The sequence below is a fragment of the Geobacter sp. AOG1 genome, assembly GCF_019972315.1.
GTDB lineage: Bacteria > Desulfobacterota > Desulfuromonadia > Geobacterales > Geobacteraceae > Geomobilimonas.
In genome coordinates this window covers 996,187-1,014,681 of record NZ_BLIZ01000001.1, presented here as the reverse complement: position 1 = coordinate 1,014,681, position 18,495 = coordinate 996,187, and the positions used below count along the sequence as shown (strand labels likewise).

Annotated in this window: 14 protein-coding genes; 8 read left to right on the top strand and 6 right to left on the bottom strand. The window is 60.9% G+C overall.

What is annotated here, in order from left to right; genetic code table 11:
• Positions 1-80 precede the first annotated feature (80 nt).
• Positions 81-374, bottom strand: a complete 294-nt coding sequence (locus tag LDN04_RS04540) for a hypothetical protein (protein WP_223906874.1) — start codon at positions 372-374, stop codon at positions 81-83.
• Between the two features lie 54 nt (positions 375-428).
• Complete coding sequence (locus LDN04_RS04535; protein ID WP_223913336.1) at positions 429-1,838, bottom strand: phosphoglucomutase/phosphomannomutase family protein; 1,410 nt, start codon at positions 1,836-1,838, stop codon at positions 429-431.
• Between the two features lie 145 nt (positions 1,839-1,983).
• Between LDN04_RS04535 and LDN04_RS04530 the strand changes: the two genes are divergently transcribed.
• Together LDN04_RS04530 and LDN04_RS04525 are read left to right on the top strand one after the other, a co-directional pair.
• Positions 1,984-2,580 (top strand): 50S ribosomal protein L11 methyltransferase, encoded by a 597-nt coding sequence (locus tag LDN04_RS04530; protein ID WP_223906871.1) that lies wholly within the window; start codon positions 1,984-1,986, stop codon positions 2,578-2,580.
• A gap of 65 nt (positions 2,581-2,645) precedes the next feature.
• On the top strand, positions 2,646-3,221 hold the full coding sequence (locus tag LDN04_RS04525; protein WP_223906868.1) for a peptidylprolyl isomerase: 576 nt from the start codon (positions 2,646-2,648) through the stop codon (positions 3,219-3,221).
• A 196-nt stretch (positions 3,222-3,417) separates the two neighbouring features.
• Here the strand turns inward: LDN04_RS04525 and LDN04_RS04520 are convergent, their stop codons facing one another.
• Together LDN04_RS04520 and LDN04_RS04515 are read right to left on the bottom strand one after the other, a co-directional pair.
• A complete protein-coding gene (locus tag LDN04_RS04520; protein ID WP_223906865.1) occupies positions 3,418-4,128 on the bottom strand; it encodes a cytochrome C biogenesis protein ResB in 711 nt (236 codons plus the stop codon).
• Positions 4,129-4,132: 4 nt separating this feature from the next.
• Complete coding sequence (locus tag LDN04_RS04515) at positions 4,133-5,953, bottom strand: KUP/HAK/KT family potassium transporter (protein ID WP_223906862.1); 1,821 nt, start codon at positions 5,951-5,953, stop codon at positions 4,133-4,135.
• Between the two features lie 156 nt (positions 5,954-6,109).
• Here LDN04_RS04515 and ileS point away from each other — a divergent pair, with 156 nt between their 5' ends.
• The 5 genes from ileS (at position 6,110) to LDN04_RS04490 (ending at position 15,199) form a co-directional block, all read left to right on the top strand.
• Entirely contained in the window at positions 6,110-8,884 is a 2,775-nt protein-coding gene (gene ileS / locus LDN04_RS04510) for an isoleucine--tRNA ligase (protein WP_223906859.1), read from the top strand.
• Positions 8,885-9,130: 246 nt separating this feature from the next.
• Positions 9,131-9,643 carry a signal peptidase II gene (lspA, locus tag LDN04_RS04505; protein ID WP_223906857.1) on the top strand — a complete coding sequence of 171 codons (513 nt, stop codon included), beginning with the start codon at positions 9,131-9,133 and terminating at the stop codon, positions 9,641-9,643.
• A 3-nt stretch (positions 9,644-9,646) separates the two neighbouring features.
• Positions 9,647-13,120, top strand: coding sequence for a transcription-repair coupling factor (gene mfd / locus LDN04_RS04500; protein ID WP_223906855.1), 3,474 nt, complete (start codon positions 9,647-9,649; stop codon positions 13,118-13,120).
• A 55-nt stretch (positions 13,121-13,175) separates the two neighbouring features.
• Positions 13,176-14,099: a peptidylprolyl isomerase gene (locus tag LDN04_RS04495; RefSeq protein ID WP_223906852.1), complete on the top strand. Its 924-nt coding sequence runs from the start codon at positions 13,176-13,178 to the stop codon at positions 14,097-14,099.
• 140 nt (positions 14,100-14,239) lie between these two features.
• Positions 14,240-15,199, top strand: coding sequence for a peptidylprolyl isomerase (locus LDN04_RS04490; RefSeq protein WP_276572178.1), 960 nt, complete (start codon positions 14,240-14,242; stop codon positions 15,197-15,199).
• A gap of 22 nt (positions 15,200-15,221) precedes the next feature.
• On the opposite strand, the gene LDN04_RS04485 is transcribed toward LDN04_RS04490, so the two are convergent.
• Positions 15,222-16,121, bottom strand: a complete 900-nt coding sequence (locus tag LDN04_RS04485) for a DnaJ C-terminal domain-containing protein (protein ID WP_223906849.1) — start codon at positions 16,119-16,121, stop codon at positions 15,222-15,224.
• Positions 16,122-16,280: 159 nt separating this feature from the next.
• Between LDN04_RS04485 and hemG the strand changes: the two genes are divergently transcribed.
• Positions 16,281-17,696, top strand: coding sequence for a protoporphyrinogen oxidase (hemG, locus tag LDN04_RS04480; protein ID WP_223906846.1), 1,416 nt, complete (start codon positions 16,281-16,283; stop codon positions 17,694-17,696).
• 291 nt (positions 17,697-17,987) lie between these two features.
• Here hemG and def read toward each other — a convergent pair whose 3' ends face one another.
• Complete coding sequence (gene def / locus LDN04_RS04475) at positions 17,988-18,494, bottom strand: peptide deformylase (protein ID WP_223906842.1); 507 nt, start codon at positions 18,492-18,494, stop codon at positions 17,988-17,990.
• Position 18,495: the final 1 nt, after the last annotated feature.

Sequence of the window (18,495 nt, the reverse complement as noted above, 5' to 3'; positions counted from 1 at the left end):
CCCGACTGCACCAGGGCCGACAAAAGCGCAGGGACGTTACCGTCGCCTGCGCTTCTTCATACGCGTATCCTGTGACACTGCTAGTGTTTCTTCTGCTTCTTGCCATGCTTGCGGTCGCGGTCACGATGTTCCCATCCCTCATGGCGGCCCCGGTGTTTTTTCCTGTAGACTCGTTCCGGCTGGCCGCCATTGACGTTGATACTCACACCCGGAGGTGCCGGCAAACTGCCATCAACGCGAACATTGGCACCCGGAGGCGCCGGCAGTCCCGGCGGCGGTGGGGGTAAGGGGAGCCCGGCCCGGACTTCGCCGGCACCGATGGATGCGACGGCAGCGGCCGCCAGCAGCATGGTCAGTAGTGCTCTGGTACGCATACAGATATTCCTTTCATCCTTGGATAGTAACCCTCGCTCCGCGGAGATGAGGGGTCAGATACGGGCGATCTCCCGCCCGGCATGGAGCAATGCGGTTACCAGATCGGGGTCTCCCGCCTCGCTGTAGAGACGGAGCACCGGCTCGGTACCGGAAGGGCGGATCAGGAGCCAGGAACCATCGTCGAAGATGAACTTGAAGCCGTCCCTGAAATTCTCCTCCATCACCGGCCGACCGGCGATGGTCGTCAGCCCCTCAGACTGGAGCCGGGCAATGAGCTCTTCCTTGGCGGCGTTGTCGATGGAGAGGTCGAGGCGATGGTAGTAAAAATGACCGATCTCGTCCATGGTCTCCATGAGAAGCTGGCGCAGCCCCTTGCCGGTCATGGCCATTGCCTCCAGGAGGAGGAGTCCCATGAGGATGCCGTCCCGTTCCGGGATGTGCCCCTTGACGCCGAGTCCCCCCGACTCCTCACCCCCCATGAGGATGTCGTGGTCGAGCATCAGTTCGCAGATGTGCTTGAAACCGATGGGGGTCTCGAACAGGGGAAGGCCGAACTTGGCGCTCAGGAGATCGATCATCCGGGTGGTGGAAACGGTCTTCACCACTCCCCCCGACAGCCCCTTCCGCTCGTGGAGATGGCGGAGCAGGACGGTGAATATCCGGTGGGAAGAGAAGAACTCCCCCGCTTCGTCCACCGCGCCGATCCGGTCCGCATCCCCGTCCAGGGCGAGGCCGACCCGGTACTGGCCACTCTTGACCAGAAGCGCCAGGTCCGCCAGGTGCTCTTCCGTCGGCTCAGGGGGCTGGCCCCCAAATCCGGGATTCTCCAGGGCATGGATTTCGGCGGTACCGGGGAGAAGCTCGGGAATGAAGCCGGTACCGGCGCCGTACATCGGGTCCACCACCACGGGAATGTTGGCACGACGGATCAGATCAAGATCAACGTAACGGGCCAGTTGCCGGAAATAGGCGGTTTTCGCGTCAAAGTCTTCCACTAGGCCCTTTGCACGCGCCTCGACAAGGGGAGCAGCCAGCACCTTCCTGCCGTTCGCCTGATTGGCCGCCACCATCTCTTCCAGCACCTTGGTGGTGGAGGGGCGGGCCGAACCGCCGTACGCCTCCTTCAGCTTGAAGCCATTGTAGATGGGGGGGTTGTGGCTGGCGGTTATCATCACTCCCGCTCCCGCCCCTAACTCATGCACCCCCCAGGAGACCGCCGGGGTCGGCGAATAGCCGTCGGTCAGCCAGCACGCGATACCGTTGCCGGCAGCAATCTCCACCACCCGCTCGGCAAACTCCCGGGAAAGGAAACGCCGGTCGTAGCCGACCACCAGACCCCGGGACGCAAGCCCTTCCCGCTGAAGATAGTCCATGGTGGCCTGGGCCACGAGGGAAACATTTTCAAAGGTAAAATCACGGGCGATTACCCCCCGCCAGCCGTCGGTACCAAACTTGATCTGCAACGAATCGCCCTCCCCAACTAGCTGAAATTTCATGATTTGGCGGTAATTTTCACCTTATCGGCATCGGATGTCAACCATTAGTTTCCTTCCCTTTGCCGGGGAAATGGAGTAAGGTGCCCCCCATCCACCATCGCGGAGCACGACCATGACCGGACGCATCTTCACCCCCTTCCCCATTGGCCCCTTCACCATCCTGCCTGAAGATGCCTCCCCGACGGAACCGTGTGGCATACCCCTCGTCCTCGGCAAGAAGGGGGCTTTCGGCTCCGGCGAGCACGAGACTACCGCTTCCTGCCTGGAGATGCTGGCAGGACGCTCCGAAGTCCGGGGTGCCCGAGGGCTCGACCTGGGGAGCGGCACCGGCATCCTCGCCATCGCGGCGGTACGGCTCGGCGCGGAAACAGTGGTCGCCGTGGACATCGAATGGCCGGCGGCAGTTTCCTGTGCCGCCAACGCCCGCCTGAACGGAATGGAGGACCGGGTCCTCTCCGTTTGCGGAGAATTGAGCTCCCTCCGTGGAGAGCGGTTCGATCTTTTCCTCGCCAACATCTACGCAGATATCCACCTGGCGCTGGCCGACCAGATGGTCGCCATGACCCGTCCCGGCGGCCTGCTCCTCCTCTCCGGTATCCCGCTCCAGGACAAGTTCGACATCCAGAACCGCTTCGCCCGGCTGGGGTGCAGTCTGCTCGACATGCGCATTCTGGAGGATTACGTCACCATTCTCATGGGAAAAGATTGACCAGCCCCCACCCTTTTTCTATACTGGCACGGCACAGACTCACACTTTTACAAGGAGGAATCGCAATGCTGAAGAAACTCGTGCTCACTCTCGCCTGTACCCTGCTGCTGGGGGGGACAGCCTTGGCCGCCGGGGAGAAAAATCCGGTGGTGCTCATGGAGACCAGCCTCGGCAACGTGAAGATAGAGCTGTTTCAAAAAGAAGCGCCTATCTCCGTGAAGAATTTCCTCTCCTACGTCAACAGCGGCTTTTACAACGGCACCATCTTTCATAGGGTCATCCCGAACTTCATGATCCAGGGGGGGGGCTTTACCCCGGAAATAACCATGAAGAAGCCCAACGACCCCATCAAGAATGAAGCGGACAACGGCCTCAAGAACCAGCGTGGCACCCTGGCCATGGCCCGCACCATGGTGGTCGACTCGGCAAGCTCCCAATTCTTCATCAACGTGAAAGATAACGGCTTCCTCAACCACCGGGACAAAACCATGCAAGGGTACGGTTACGCAGTGTTCGGCAAGGTGATCGACGGGATGGACGTGGTGGACAAGATAGCTGCGGTGCAGACCGGTGTGCAGAAGGGATTTCAGGACGTGCCGACGGTGCCGGTGGTGATAAAGTCCATAATAGTGGTGAAATGATGCACGAAGGGCGCCGGTAACGGCGCCCTGTACCTGAATCGGTGAAGGGTGAGTGCTCCGTAAAGCGAATGTGCCCGAGAGCCAGCCGATGCGGGCAAAATTGAGCAGAGCCGGCCAAACGACCGGCGCGAAATGAGCCGTACAGCGGCGGTGCGAGGGGACTCTGAGCGGAACGGAACGCTCACCCTTCACCGATTCAGACCAAACGTCCCCCCCGGACCGCCAGCAGCACCACATTCCCCGCCGTAAACAGCAGTGCCCCCGCCAGCGCCCATCCCGCCCCCGGTTCCCGATGGATCTCCACCAGGGCCACCGGCGCCGGCATGAATCCCACCTCTTTCAGGTAGATCCCGAACCCCCGGTAGAAGAAGGGGTGGTTGGGGCTCATGCTCCCGAATGCCCCATCTCCGCCCAGGGTCCGGACCTGGGCGCTGAAAGCGGTCGGCATCCCCATGGGACCGATGGTTGAGTCGATCCGCCCCACCTGCACCACCCCCCCGTTGGGAAAGCCGATGGTCGAACCCTCCCCCACCTCCATCGCCTGCTTGAAGCTCCCTCTGGCGCTGACAAGATGCGCTACCATGATCAGCAGGAACCCCAGGTGCATGACCTGGGGCGCGATGCGGACCAGGGAACTTCCCCTTTCCCACTTTTTACCGAGCGACTCCATGCTGCAGAGAACCGTGTTGACCGCCAGTAGGGCCAGCAGGCCGATAGTCCCCCAGAGCCACCAGGAAGCGGCCAGCGGCACCTCCCGCAACCAGAGGAACAGCGGCAGGTCGTTGATGGAGCTTCCGTTTTCCCCGCCGCTGAGAAAGGAGCCGAGCGCCATGAACAGCAAGACGCCGACCATGAGCCAGAGCCCCAGGTCAAGCGAGACGAGGTAGCGGCAGACCTTTCCCATCATGTCATCACATCTCCACCCGCGTCACGACACCTTGAAGTTTCGACGCCGGCAGCTTGTTGAACTGGACGAAATTGGGGGTGAGCTTCTTGATGACGGAGAAGACCCGCCAGATGGGGTTCATGGTGGAGATGTCCTCGATGCCATAGAAAATGACCTTTTCGTTGATGCCGTTCTCCTTGACGAGCCCCTCGATATCGGCGACCTCCATGTACCCCGCTTTGACATCGAAGGCGTCCAGGCCCGGTCCGACCCCTTCAGTGAGACAGCTGTAGACACCAAACGGCTCGTCGGTCCTGGCAAGGGAGACGAAAACGTTTCGCTCGTAAATGATGTTGCTTCTGATGATGCAGTGGATCACATAGGGGGGGACGACATCGGTCTCCCGCACGAAGAAGAGACCCGTTCCGGGGATGTTTCGCTCCTTGGCGTAAATCTGCTTGTAGGCGATCAGGAACGTCTCCAGGTCGAGGGGGCGGAGCGCCCGGTAGAGGGCGCGCTGCCCCTTGGTCCAGATGAGAATGGTCAAAAACGGTATCGTCGCAAGAATGATTGACCAGTAACCACCGTGGGGAAGCTTGTTGAGGTTCGCCACGAGGAACACCAGGTCCACCAGGGTAACGACGGCTGCGGGAAGAACCTTCCACTTCTTGGTGGTGCGGGCAAAGATCATGGTCATCATGATACCGGTGATGGTCATGGTACCGGTGACCGCCAAGCCGTATGCAGCCGCCAGGTTCTCCGATTTCCGGAACAGGAGCATGATGAAGATGACGAGCACCATGAGGAACCAGTTCACCGAACCTATGTAGATCTGGGACTTGAGGTGGCTGGAGGTGTAATCCACCTTCATGAGCGGCATGATCCGGGTGGTGATCCCCTGGTAGACGATGGAGAAGACGCCGCTGATGAGAGCCTGGGAGGCGATGACCGTCGCCATGATGGTGAGGATGAGGAACGGGATGTAGAGGAGCCCGGACTGGCCCTGCACCATGCCGAAGAGAAAGTTCTTCGCTTCGGGGTGCTGGAGGATGAAGGCTCCCTGCCCCAGATAGTTGACGACCAAGGCACAGAAAACGAAGTACCAGGCCCGGACAATCGGCCGTCGACCCAGATGCCCCATGTCCGCATAGAGCGCTTCCCCCCCGGTGGCACAGAGGATCACCTCGGAGAGGACGAAGAAACCGGAAAAGCCGTTATCGAGGAAGAACTTGACGGCATAGTAGGGGCTCACCGACTTGATCACCTCGGGAAAGGTGGCAATGGAAATGACACCAGAAACCGTCAGAGAGACGAACCAGAGCACCATGAGAGGACCGAACGCCCTCGCCACCTTGTCGGTCCCCTTGAACTGAAAGACGAACAGTCCGATGGCGATCAGGGCGGCAATGAAGATCAGGGTACCTTGATGAAGGGCCGCCAGTCCCGGGATGAGCACCATACCTTCCACGGCGGAGAGGATACTGATAGCCGGCGTGATGACTCCGTCGCCGAGCAGGAGGGAAACGCCGACAAAAGAGAGGAAACCGACGAACGCCATACGCCGCCCCCCCTTCAGGAGCCGGATCAGGATCTCCTTGAGGACGATGGTCCCCCCCTCACCCTTCCGTCCCAGGCTCATGGCGAGCCAGGCATACTCGGCGGTGACAAGGATGATGAGGGTCCAGACCACGAGGGAAAGGATGCCGAATACGTTGTCGTGGGTCGGCTTGGTAAGGGCGAACAACACCGTAAGGGTATAGATGGGGCTCGTGCCGATGTCGCCGAAGACCAGTCCCATGGATTTGACGATGCCGCCCCAGAAGGAGTCGGTTGTGCCGTGCTTCATGCGTTGTGCCTCCCCGTTCGCCATAGCCGGCAACATATACCATTTCGGCACGGTTTAGACAAGCGAAATTGCCCCTTTACCCTTGACTTTTCAATGGGTTCCTAGTAGTTTAAGGCGCTTCACCCGTGAATTACCCCTACCCACGCTGGAGGTCGTATGGAATATAAAGAGACGCTCAACCTGCCGGTCACCGAGTTCCCCATGAAGGCCAACCTGGCCCAGCGGGAACCTGAGATCCTGAAAAAGTGGGACGATACCGGGCTCTATGGAAAGATCGAAGAGAAGGGGAAGACACGGCCGCTCTACATACTCCACGACGGCCCTCCTTATGCCAACGGACACATCCACATCGGCCACGCCCTCAACAAGATCCTCAAGGATGTCATCCTGAAGAGCAAGCGGATGGAGGGGCTCAGCGCCCCCTACGTGCCGGGGTGGGACTGTCACGGTCTTCCCATCGAATTGCAGGTTGAGAAGAACCTGGGATCGAAGAAGCACGAAATGTCCAAGCTGGCCATGCGCCGGGAGTGCCGCACCTACGCCGAAAAATTCATCGCCATCCAACGGGATGAGTTCAAGCGCCTCGGTGTCCTGGGGGACTGGGAGAACCCGTACCTCACCATGAACTACGAGTACGAGGGGCTGACCGCCGCCGAACTGGCGAAATTCGCCCACAACGGCGGCCTCTACCGCGGCAAGAAGCCGGTCCACTGGTGCTCCTCCTGCGTCACCGCCCTGGCCGAGGCCGAGGTGGAGTATGCCGACCACACCTCACCTTCCATCTACGTCAAGTTCGCCCTGCAGGACGATATCTCCGCAGCGGTCCCGGCTCTGGCAGGGAAACGGGTCTACCTGGTCATCTGGACCACCACCCCCTGGACCATCCCCGCAAATCTGGCCATCGCCATCCATCCCGACTTCACCTACGCCGCCCTGGAAGTGAACGGTGAGGTGCTGATCGTGGCCGAGGGGCTGAAGGACGCGTTCCTGGCAGCCAACAAGCTGGAAGGGAACGTGCTGGCGACCTTCACCGCCCAGGTTCTGGAGCGGAAAAGGTGCAAGCACCCCTTCTACGACCGTGATTCCATCGTGCTGCTCGGCGAGCACGTGACCCTGGAGGCAGGGACAGGCTGCGTCCACACTGCACCGGGACACGGCCAGGAGGACTACGAACTCGCCCTGAAAGAGGGGCTGGAGATCTACAACCCGGTGGACAACCACGGCAAGTATATCGGCAACCTGGAGTTCTTCGGCGGCCAGTCCGTCTTGGCCGCCAACCCGGCCGTCATCGAAAAACTGGCCGAAGTGGGGGCACTGGTGGGACAGGCAAACATCACCCACTCCTACCCCCACTGCTGGCGCTGCAAGAAACCGATCATATTCCGCGCCACCGAACAGTGGTTCATCTCCATGGAGGCGAACGACCTGAGGAAGAATGCGCTGGAAGCGATCAACTCCGTCCAGTGGATCCCCCGGTGGGGAAAAGAGCGGATCTACGGCATGATCGAGAATCGCCCCGACTGGTGCATCTCCCGCCAGCGTTCCTGGGGGGTTCCCATCACCGCCTTTTCCTGCACCGCCTGCGGCGAGTACCTGGCAGACGGCGCCATCATGGATTTTGTCGCCGAGCAGTTCAAGCAGCACAGCGCCGACATCTGGTTCGACTGGGATGCCGCCCGCCTGATGCCGGCAGGGACGAAATGTCCGAAATGCGGGGCCACGGAATTCCAGAAAGAGATGGACATCCTGGACGTCTGGTTCGACTCCGGGGTCTCCCATGCGGCTGTTCTGGAGCCGAACCCGAAGCTCTCTTCGCCCGCCGACATGTACCTGGAGGGAAGCGACCAGCATCGGGGGTGGTTCCACTCGTCACTTTTGGAGAGCGTGGGAACCCGGGGCGTCGCCCCCTACCGGAACGTCCTGACCCACGGCTTCGTTGTGGACGGCGCTGGGCGCAAGATGAGCAAGTCGGTGGGGAACGTGGTAGCGCCGGAAGAGGTGATCAAGAAGTTTGGCGGCGAGATCCTCCGCCTGTGGGTGGCAGCCCAGGACTACCGGGACGATATCCGCATCTCCCAGGAGATCCTCACCCGCCTCTCCGAGGCGTACCGCCGTATCCGGAACACCTGCCGCTACATCCTGGGGAACATCCACGACTTCGACCCGGCAAGGGACGCCGTCGAGTACGGGCAGATGCCGGAGCTGGACCGCTGGGCTCTCCACCAGCTGGAGCTTCTCAAGGAGAAGGTCCTCACCTGCTACGGCGAGTATGAGTTCCACGTCCTCTATCACGCCATGAACGGCTTCTGCACCGTGGAGATGAGCGCCTTCTACCTGGACATCCTCAAGGACCGGGTCTACACCAGCAAGAAGGGTTCAGTGGAGCGACGTTCCGCTCAGACCGTCATGTACCGTATCCTCGATACCCTGGTGCGGCTCATGGCGCCGGTGCTCTCTTTCACCGCCGACGAGGTCTGGGGGTACATGCCGGGGGAACGGGAAGAAAGCGTCCATCTTGCAGAATTCCCGGCCCTCCGACCGGAGTGGAAGGACGAGCAACTGGTCGAGCGGTGGGAGCGGATCATGAAGATCCGTGCCGAGGTATCCAAGGCGCTGGAACAGGCCCGGGTGGCCAAGACCATCGGCCATTCCCTGGATGCCGCCGTGGCCATCGCCGCTGAGCCCGAACTGCTCGGTTTCCTGAAGGGATACGCCCTGGAGCTGCCGGCCATTTTCATCGTTTCCAGCGTGACTCTGGCCGAATCCCTCGAAGGGGGATGCTACGTGGCCGAAGGGGTTGCCGGCATGAAGGTGCGGGTTACCGCCGCTCCGGGTGAGAAGTGCGAGCGCTGCTGGTGCTACAGCGAAGAGTTAGGGACGGACAGCGAGCACCCGACCATCTGCCCCAAATGCCTGGCTGCGGTGAAGTAATCAAGGGCAAAAAAGCACTGACCACAGAGGACGCAGAGGAACACGGAGGAAATCTTCAAGCCAAACGTTAACAGAGGATGTACAGGATATTCAGGACTAAAGACTTTCAGAATTAAGACACAAACCTTGATTTGTGAGTTTTTATCCTGTTCATCCTGTTAAAATGGCTTCAAGGAATTTTGATTCTGCCTTTCCTCCGCGTCCTCTGTGGTTAAAGCTTTTAGAATTGTTTTGGAAAGCGAATCCATGAAACTGAAATACCTCATGCTGCTCGTGGTCTCCACCCTGGTCATCGGCATCGACCAGGCAACCAAGACATTCATCGACCGAACCATGGATATTCACTCATCCATAACCGTCGTGGAGAATTTCTTCAACATCACCTATATGCGCAACAGGGGAGCAGCCTTCAGCTTCCTGGCCGGCTTTAGCTACCGCCTTCCTTTCTTCATCCTGGTCTCCCTGGTTGCCGTGGTGGTCATCGCCGCATTTTTCCGCAAGCTCCGGCCCGACCAGAATTTCACCGCCTTCGCCCTCTCACTCGTCTTCGCCGGAGCGGTCGGCAACCTCATCGACCGGGTCCGGCTCGGGGAGGTGATCGACTTTCTCGACGTTCACTGGTACGGCCATCACTGGCCGGCATTCAACGTGGCCGACTCGGCCATCTGCGTCGGCGTCTTCCTCCTCGCCATCGACATGTTCATCGAGGAACGCCGGCAGAAACGCCTCAAGGAGCCCCCCCCCCAACAGACCGGGTAGACCATGGCCACCACCCAGGACCACATCAAACAGCTTGCCCCGGCCCTTGCTGCCGAAGACTCTCTTCTGACCATTGCCGGGCTGAAGGGTTCCGCTCCCGCCTACCTCCTGGCCAGGCTGATGCCCGAACTTGCTGCGCCGCTCCTGATCGTCACCCCCGATTCGGAATCTGCGGAGGAGCTCTGGCGGGAACTCTGCTTCTATGACGGTGAGGCCGAGGGAATACTCTATTTCCCGTCATGGGATACAGCCCCCTTCGAGCCCGTTTCCCCCCATGCCGATATTACCGGCCAGCGCCTCAATGCCCTGTTCCGTCTCATGGACGGAAGGGCCAGGGCCGTGGTCACCCCCCTCGCAGCCCTGGCCCAGCGGGTCCTGCCGCAGCAGACGCTGGGGGAAGTCTCCCACTATCTTGTTTCAGGGGAAGAGGCAGAACGGGAAACCCTGCTGGGAAAACTGGTCAAGCTCGGCTATTCCCACGTTCCCCTCGTGGAAGACCGGGGCTCCTTCGCCAGCCGGGGGGGGATACTGGACATCTTCCCCCCCAACCTGCCGGAGCCAGTCCGGATCGAGTTCTTCGGCGATTTCGTCGATACCATCCGGACCTTCGACCCGGTGTCCCAGCGCTCCCTCCGCCCCCTCTCCGAACTGGTCCTCCTCCCTTCCCGGGAGGTAATCCTCACCGACGAAGTACTGCAGGGGTTCGCAATCCGGCTGAAGAAGCGGTGCGACGATCTGGACATCCCCACCATCCGCCGGCGGGAGCTCACGGAACAGGTCCAGAGTGCCATCTACCCGCCGGGGATTGAATACCTGCAACCCCTCTTCCACCCGGGCCTGTCGACCCTCCTCGATTATACCGGCCCGTCCGCGATCCGGGTCCTGCTCGACCCGGAGGGACTCCGCGCCGCAACCGTCCGTCGCGAGGACGAGGTGATCGCCGCCCTCGAGCGGGCCCAGGCCCAAGATGCCATCACCTGCAACCCCCCCGATCTGTTCCTCACATCGTCAGAGCTGGAGAGCATCCTGGCCGGCGGCCGGCGGCTCGCCATCCCCTCCCTCCTTCTGGACGAAGGGGATGCGGCAATCCACCGTTTCACCGTGGCGGACAACGCGGACCTCAGGCTCGACCTCGCCCCCGACAGCGAGGGCGTCCTGAAACCTCTGGTAGCCCGCCTCCACGACTGGCTGGCGGAGCGGCAACGGGTCGTCATGGTCTGCCATCAGCGGGGCCAGGCCCAGCGGCTCTACGAACTCCTCGCCCCCTACGGGCTCCCCCTCGACATAACCGACCGCCCCTTCCCCCGTGAACTGCAGCGCCGGGACGGCAAGGTAGCCATCCTGGTGGGGGAGATTTCCCGGGGGTTCCGGTTCCGGGAAGACGGGGTTGCCGTCATTGCCGAGGAGGAGATATTCGGCCGGCGGGTCAAGCAGCGCCGCGGCCTCTCCGAGGCGCGCAAAAAACAGCTCCTCACCTCCCTGGCCGAGCTCAAGCCGGGAGACCACATGGTCCACATCGACTTCGGCGTCGGCCTCTACCGCGGCCTCCAGCACCTCACCCTGGGAGACGTGGAAGGAGATTTCCTGCTGCTGGAGTATGCGGGGAGCGACAAGCTCTACCTGCCGGTAGACCGGATCAACCTGGTGCAGCGCTACGTGGGGGCCGAGGGGATCGAGCCCCACGTGGACAAGCTGGGGGGTGTCCGTTGGGAAAAAACCAAGGCCAGGGCCAGGGCAGCAGTCCAGGAGATGGCGGAAGAGCTCCTGAAAATCTACGCCGCCCGCCAGCTCCAGGAAGGACACTCCTTCGGCCCCCGGGACGAGCTCTACCGTGAATTCGAGGCCGCTTTCGCCTTCGAGGAGACTCCCGACCAGCAAGCCGCCATCGACGACGTGCTGGCGGACATGGAGAGTAAAAAACCCATGGATCGCCTGGTCTGCGGCGACGTGGGGTACGGCAAGACCGAAGTGGCCATGCGGGGCGCCTTCAAGGCGGTCATGGAGGGAAAGCAGGTGGCGATCCTCGTCCCGACCACGATCCTCGCCCAGCAGCACATGGAAACCTTCGTGGCCCGTTTCAAGGCCTATCCGGTCCGGATCGAGATGCTCTCCCGGTTTCGTTCCCCCAAGGAGCAAAAGGATATCCTGGCAGGGGTAAAGAAGGGGGATATCGACATCATCATCGGCACCCACCGTCTCCTCCAGAAGGACGTGGAGTTTCGCGACCTGGGGCTGCTCATAGTCGACGAGGAGCAGCGTTTCGGCGTGACCCACAAGGAACGGCTCAAGAAGTACCGGGCAGTAGTGGATATCATGACCCTCACCGCCACCCCCATCCCCCGCACCCTCTACATGTCCCTCATGGGGATCCGGGACCTCTCCATCATCGACACCCCGCCGGTGGACCGACTCGCCATCAAGACCTTCGTCGCCCGCTTCAACGACGAGGTGATCCGGGAGGCCGTGCTGCGGGAACTGCGCCGGGGAGGACAGATATTTTTCGTCCATAACCGGGTGCAGAGCATCGGCGCCATGGCCGAACATCTCGGCCGCATCGTGCCGGAGGCACGCATCGCCGTGGGGCACGGCCAGATGGACGAAAAGGAACTGGAGCGGGTGATGCTCGGCTTCATGCATGGCGAGACCAACCTCCTCCTCTCCACGACCATCATCGAGTCGGGGCTCGACATTCCCACCGCCAACACCCTCATCGTCAACCGGGCCGACAGCTTCGGCCTTGCCCAACTCTACCAGCTGCGGGGGCGGGTCGGCCGTTCCAAGCAGCGGGCCTACGCCTACTTCCTCATCCCTGGCGAAGGGGCCATCTCCAGCGACGCCCGGGAGCGGCTGCGTATTCTCCAGGAGCTGACCGAACTCGGCGCCGGCTTCCGCATCGCAACCCACGACCTGGAGTTGCGCGGGGCGGGAGATCTGCTGGGTGCACGGCAATCGGGAAACATCGCCGCCGTCGGTTTCGAACTCTACACCGAGCTGATGGAAGAGACCATCCGTCAACTCAAGGGGGAAGAGCTGGTGGAGAAGGTGGAGCCGGAACTCAAACTCCGCATCCCCGCCTTTATTCCGGAAGACTACGTCCGCGACCCGAACCAGCGCCTCGTCATCTACAAAAAGCTGACCCAGGCAGACAGCCCGGCCGACGTCGCCGAGATGGAGGGGGAGCTGACGGACCGCTTCGGCAAGCTCCCCCTTGCCGCCGTGTACCTGCTGGAGGTAATGCGGCTCCGCCTTGAGCTCAAGACACTCCTCGTCCAGGAGGTGGAATTCGACGGCCGGCGACTGATCTTCGCCTTCCATCAGAAGACCCCGGTCTCCCCCGACACCATCATCGGCCTCATCCGCCAGCACCCCAGAACATACCAGTTCACCCCCGAGTATCGCCTGCTGGTGGAGCTTGCCGATACCACCTTCGAAGGGGTCCTGACGGCGGCCAGAAATCTCTTGAAAAGGCTTACCTGATATGCTACGTTCCGCTGTCGAACTGCCAAAATTCTCTCTCTTAAGGAGTTTAACTGTGCATAATCGCAATAGAGTCAAGACCGCCCTGCTGGTCCTCTGCATTGCCGCCGTCTGCGGTTGCAACGCCAAGACGGGCACCGAGGGGAGCAAGGGGACATCGGGAGGAAAGACCCTGGCCGAGGTCAACGGTGTCGTCGTAACCACTGAAGATTTCAAGCGTGAGCTGGAAAACCTCCCCCCCTACCTGAAGCCGATGGCCGACACCGCGGAAGGGAAGAAGGAGATGCTGGATACCATGGTCATCCGTGAGCTCATCCTCCAGCAGGCCCGGAAGGACGGTATCGACAAGAGCCCCGATGTAGCAGCAAAGCTGGAAGACCTGAAGAAGCGGGTAGTGGTAGAGGCATTCCTGAAGAAAAAGGTCGAGGAGCAGGCGGGACTCACCGATGCCGACCTCCAGAAGTTCTATGATCAGAACAAAGAGAAATTCAAGGCAGGCGAGCAGGTCAGGGCCAGCCACATCCTCGTGAAGAGTGAGAAAGATGCCCAGGATATCCTCGGCCAGCTGAAAAAGGGTGCCAACTTCGAGGAACTGGCGAAAAAGTCCTCGGTCGACTCCGCCGGCGCCAAGGGGGGCGATCTGGGATGGTTCGGGAAGGGGTCCATGATTCCCGAATTCGAAAAGGTCGCCTTTGGCCTGAAGGAAGGGGAGCTTTCCGGTATCGTTAAGACCCAGTTCGGCTACCACATCATCAAGCTGACCGGCAAGCGGCCGGCTGGTATCCGCCCCTTCGCAGAAGTGAAGGACCAGATAAAGGGTGCGCTCCTTCCGGAAAAACAGCAGGAAGTCTTCAAGAAGCTGAAGGAGGACCTGAAAAAAAGCGCCAAGATAGCGGTGAAGGAAGACGTCCTGAACGAGTTGGGAGGAAAACCAGCCACGGGAACCGCAGCTCCTCCGGCGGAAGCCAAACCCAAGTAACGCCCCTGACAACCAGCCGCGGGCCGGGCACTGCCCGGCCCTTTTTTCGTTTTATACCGATAGGCGCTCAAACTCAAGCCAGCAACCCATCGTTTGACTGCATACCGGTATTACAGAAAACACCTTGGTAATCCAACTACATGAATACCTTGCTCAAAATCATTCTTCTGATCGCCCTTGCCATCCTGCCGGCCCTATCCGCCGCCGAAATGGTTAGTGGCATAGCGGCCATCGTCAACGACGAGATCATCACCTCCTACGACGTGGACAAGGAAACCGCAAACCTCGTCAAGGAAGCGGAAAAAAAGGGACCGGTATCCGCCACTGCCCGTGGGGAGCTGCGCAGTTCCGCCCTCAACCGCCTGATCGACCGGAAGCTCACCGAACAGAAGATCAAGGAACTGGATATAAAGGTTTCGGAGGAAGAAGTACGGCAGTCCATCGAGGACGTGAAGAAGCAGAATAACCTCTCCCAGGAGGCACTGGTTGCGGCTCTTGCCGGCCAGGGGCTCTCCTTCGACCAGTACAAGGCACAACTGAAGGATCAGCTTGAACGGCTCCGCCTCATGAGCCAGGAAGTCCGCGCCAAGATCCAGGTAGGGGAAAGGGAGATGCAGGAGTACTATGCGGCCAACCCCACAAAGTTCGGGGCGGAGGAGCAGTTTCGCGCCCGCCACATCTTCTTCCGCCTCGGCAAGGATGCCACCACGCAGGATATCAGACGGGTCATGATGACGGCGGCGAATGTGCTGTTCGAAGCGAGAAGCGGCAAGGACTTTGCCGAGCTTGCCCGAAAGTACTCGGACGATCCGGGGGCTAAAACGGACGGAGGCGAACTCGGGACCTTCAAGAAGGGGGAGATGCTCCCCGAGATCGAAACCACCGTACTGAAGATGAATCCGGGGGAGATCAGCGAACTGGTGGTGACTACGGCAGGAATTCACATCATCAAGCTGGAGGGACGCTCCGCCGGCAAACCGAAGCCGTTCGATGAGGTAAAGGGTGAGATCGAGGATGCCCTCTACCGTAAAAAATCGGAGGAACGCTTCAACCAGTGGCTGGCGGACCTCCGTAAGAGTGCATCCATTGAAATAAAGTAAGAAACTCTGCGCCTTACCTTCGTCACAATCCTTTTCCCGCCAGCTGCTCCAGCAGTTCCCGCTGGGTGCCGGTGAGCTGTTCAGGCACCTGGACGTTGACCCGCACGAACAGGTCCCCCCGCGCACCCTTCCCCATCCGGGGAAACCCCAGTCCTTTCAGACGAATCTTGGTCCCCGGTTGAATGCCGGCCGGCACCTTTATTCGTTTCGTTCCCTCCAGGGTAGACACCTCCAGCGACGTCCCCAGGGCCGCCTCCGAAAAGCGGAGCAGCCGCTCCACCACGATATCGTCCCCCTCCCGGTTGAACTGCGGATCGCTGCCGACTTTTATGTCGAGATAGAGGTCACCGGCCGGCCCACCGCCGCTGCCGGCTCCCCCTTTACCCTGAACCCGCAGCCTTGCCCCCGATTCAACCCCGGCAGGGACCTTGACTGACAGTTCTTCCCGCTGGCCATTCCGCGAGAATGCCACCCGCTTATCGCAGCCGCTGAAGGCCTCCCGAAAGGAGACCTCCAGTTCCATACTGTAGTCTTCCCCCTTGCTCCGCCGACTCCCCCCGAAGCCGAAGCCCCCACCCCGCTGCTGGAATCCCCCGCCGAAGATACGGGAGAAGATGTCGTCGGTGCTGAATCCCGCATCCTTGAAGATGTCTCCCACGTCGAAGCCGCGGAAGATGTCCTCCTGGGAAAACCGCTGGTGGAATCCGGCGGAGCCGAACTGGTCGTACTGACCCTTCTTCTGGGGATCGGACAGGACCGCGTAGGCCTCGTTGATCTCCTTGAACCGCTCCTCAGCTTCCTTGTTGCCGGGATTCTTGTCCGGGTGGTACTTCACCGCCAGCTTCCGGTAGGCCTTCTTTATCTCCTCGGCCGAAGCCCCTTTTTTCACCCCAAGGACCTCGTAATACTCTTTTTGAGCCATCGTTCCATCCTTTCCTGTCGCGTACGTGCTTTGAATGTAATCCCTGCATGGTTGTATGTCAACTGAACGCGCCCGTTTCACCTTGACAGGGAAAAACCGTGGGGCTAATCTGTCTTTTGGTCACCATAATAGGGACCAGTAAAGAAAAAGGAGTGCTTCGTGAAAAAGGCTATCATCGTCGGTGGCGGGATTTCCGGTCTGGCAGCAGCCTACCTGCTGCGGGAGCAGGCCCGGGAAGCCGGTCTTGATCTGGAGATTACCCTCCTGGAGAAGGAGCAGCGGACTGGTGGGAAGATCTGGAGCATCAAGGCCGACGGCTATCTCTGCGAATGGGGGCCCAACGGCTTCCTCGACAACAAGCCCCAGACCCTTGACCTCTGCCGTCAACTGGGGGCGGACAAATACCTGCTCCGGAGCAACGACAACGCCCGCAAACGCTTCATCTACTCGGGAGGCGTCCTCCACCGACTCCCCGAAAACGGCCCGTCGTTTTTAAAGAGCAAACTGATCTCCTGGCCGGGCAAGCTCCGCCTCGCCCTGGAACCGACTCCCTTCGTTGCCGGGCCGCCTGTAGGGGTAGACGAAACCCTCGCTGCCTTCGGCCGTCGTCGACTCGGTGAAGAGGCGCTCAACAAGCTGATTGCCCCCATGGTGTCGGGAATCTTTGCCGGCGACCCGGAAACCATGTCGCTGGTCTCTTGCTTTCCCCGCATCGCCGAGCTGGAACGGGAGTACGGCGGGCTGGTCAAGGCGATGATCAGGCTGGCCAAAAAGAAGAAGCAGGAACAGAAGGAGGGGAAGGTAGTGGCGAGCGCCGCCGGCCCCGGTGGGGTCCTCACCTCGTTTCGGGACGGCATTCAGAGCCTGACCGACATCCTCTCGACGGAAATCGGTGCGGACCGCATCGTGACCGGCAGCGGCGCAGTACGGGTCGCTACCGGCACCAGTGTTCCGTACCGGGTGACGACCGGCAGCAGCGAACTGGAGGCGGACCTGGTGGTGCTTGCCACCCCCGCCTATGCCACAGCTGAGCTGGTAGGGGGAATGGCACCCGATCTGGCGGAGGTGCTCCGGCAGATTCCCTATTCCACCATGACCGTTGCCTGCTTCGGCTATGAGCGGGAGCGAATCGAGCGCAATCTCGACGGCTTCGGCTACCTGATCCCCAAGCAGGAAGGGATGAACACCCTCGGCACCCTCTGGGACTCCAGCATCTTCGAAAACCGGGCACCTGCCGGCAAGGTGCTGCTCAGGAGCATGATGGGGGGAGCCTGCTTCCCCGAGTACATCAACCTCCCGGACGAAGAGGTGGTCAGCCGGGTCCGGGCCGACCTCCGGACCATCATGGGAATTGAAGAAGCCCCCTCGTTCACCCGTATATTCCGCCACCCCCGGGCGATACCCCAGTACACCGTCGGCCACGGCAAGAGACTGGAGGCCCTGGCGGAAAGGGGGGCATCCCACCCCGGACTCTTCCTCACCGGCAACTCCTACCGTGGAATCGGCCTCAACGACTGTGTCGCCGCCGCCCACCGGACGGCCGCCGAGTCGGTCACCTACCTCAAGACCCGCTGACACGACAAAGGGGAGCGGCCAACTGGCTGCTCCCCTTTTCTTTGCAAGCCCTGTCCACTCCCCGCTTCACCTGACGAAAGAAAGCGCGCGAGGAGAATCTCGGAAGTGGAGGGAAGAGACTGAGCGGCAGCGGACACCCGCCGAAAAGTACCATCAGCAGGGAAACGAAAACCCACATCACACGCCTGTCAGAAACGTCACCGGTCAAGGTCCGCAGCGAAGGCTCGACCGCAGCGGACGAGGTTCCCCTCGCGCTCTGCCGTTAGCGGGACCGCCCCAATCAGTCGTTCATCATTTATAATTCTTACGCCGGAACAGGCCCGTCTTCAGTGACACAATCCGGTCGAGGAAGAGAATCCCGTCCAGGTGGTCCATCTCGTGCTGGATCGCCACCGCCTCGAAGCCGCTCGCCGTGACTTCAGCGAGGTGGCCGCTGCCATCGAGGAAGCGAACCGTGATATCGGTGCCCCTTTCCACCTCCCCCGTGTAGTCGGGAACGCTCATGCACCCTTCCCGCATCAACGCCGCCCCTTGCCGCGCCACGATCTCCGGGTTGATCATGACGAGCTGGCCGTGGTTGTTCTCCTTCCCCAGGCGGCTGGCCGAAACGTCCACCACGCAGACCCGGAGCGAAACGCCGATCTGGGGAGCGGCAACCCCGACCGACCCGGGCCCCTCCCGCATGGTGTCGAGCAGGTCCGCAACCAGGGACGCGATTTCGTCGTCGATGGCCGGCACCGGCCGGCACATCTTCTTCAGTACCGGATGGGGATAGATGAGGATTTTCTGGGCGGGCATC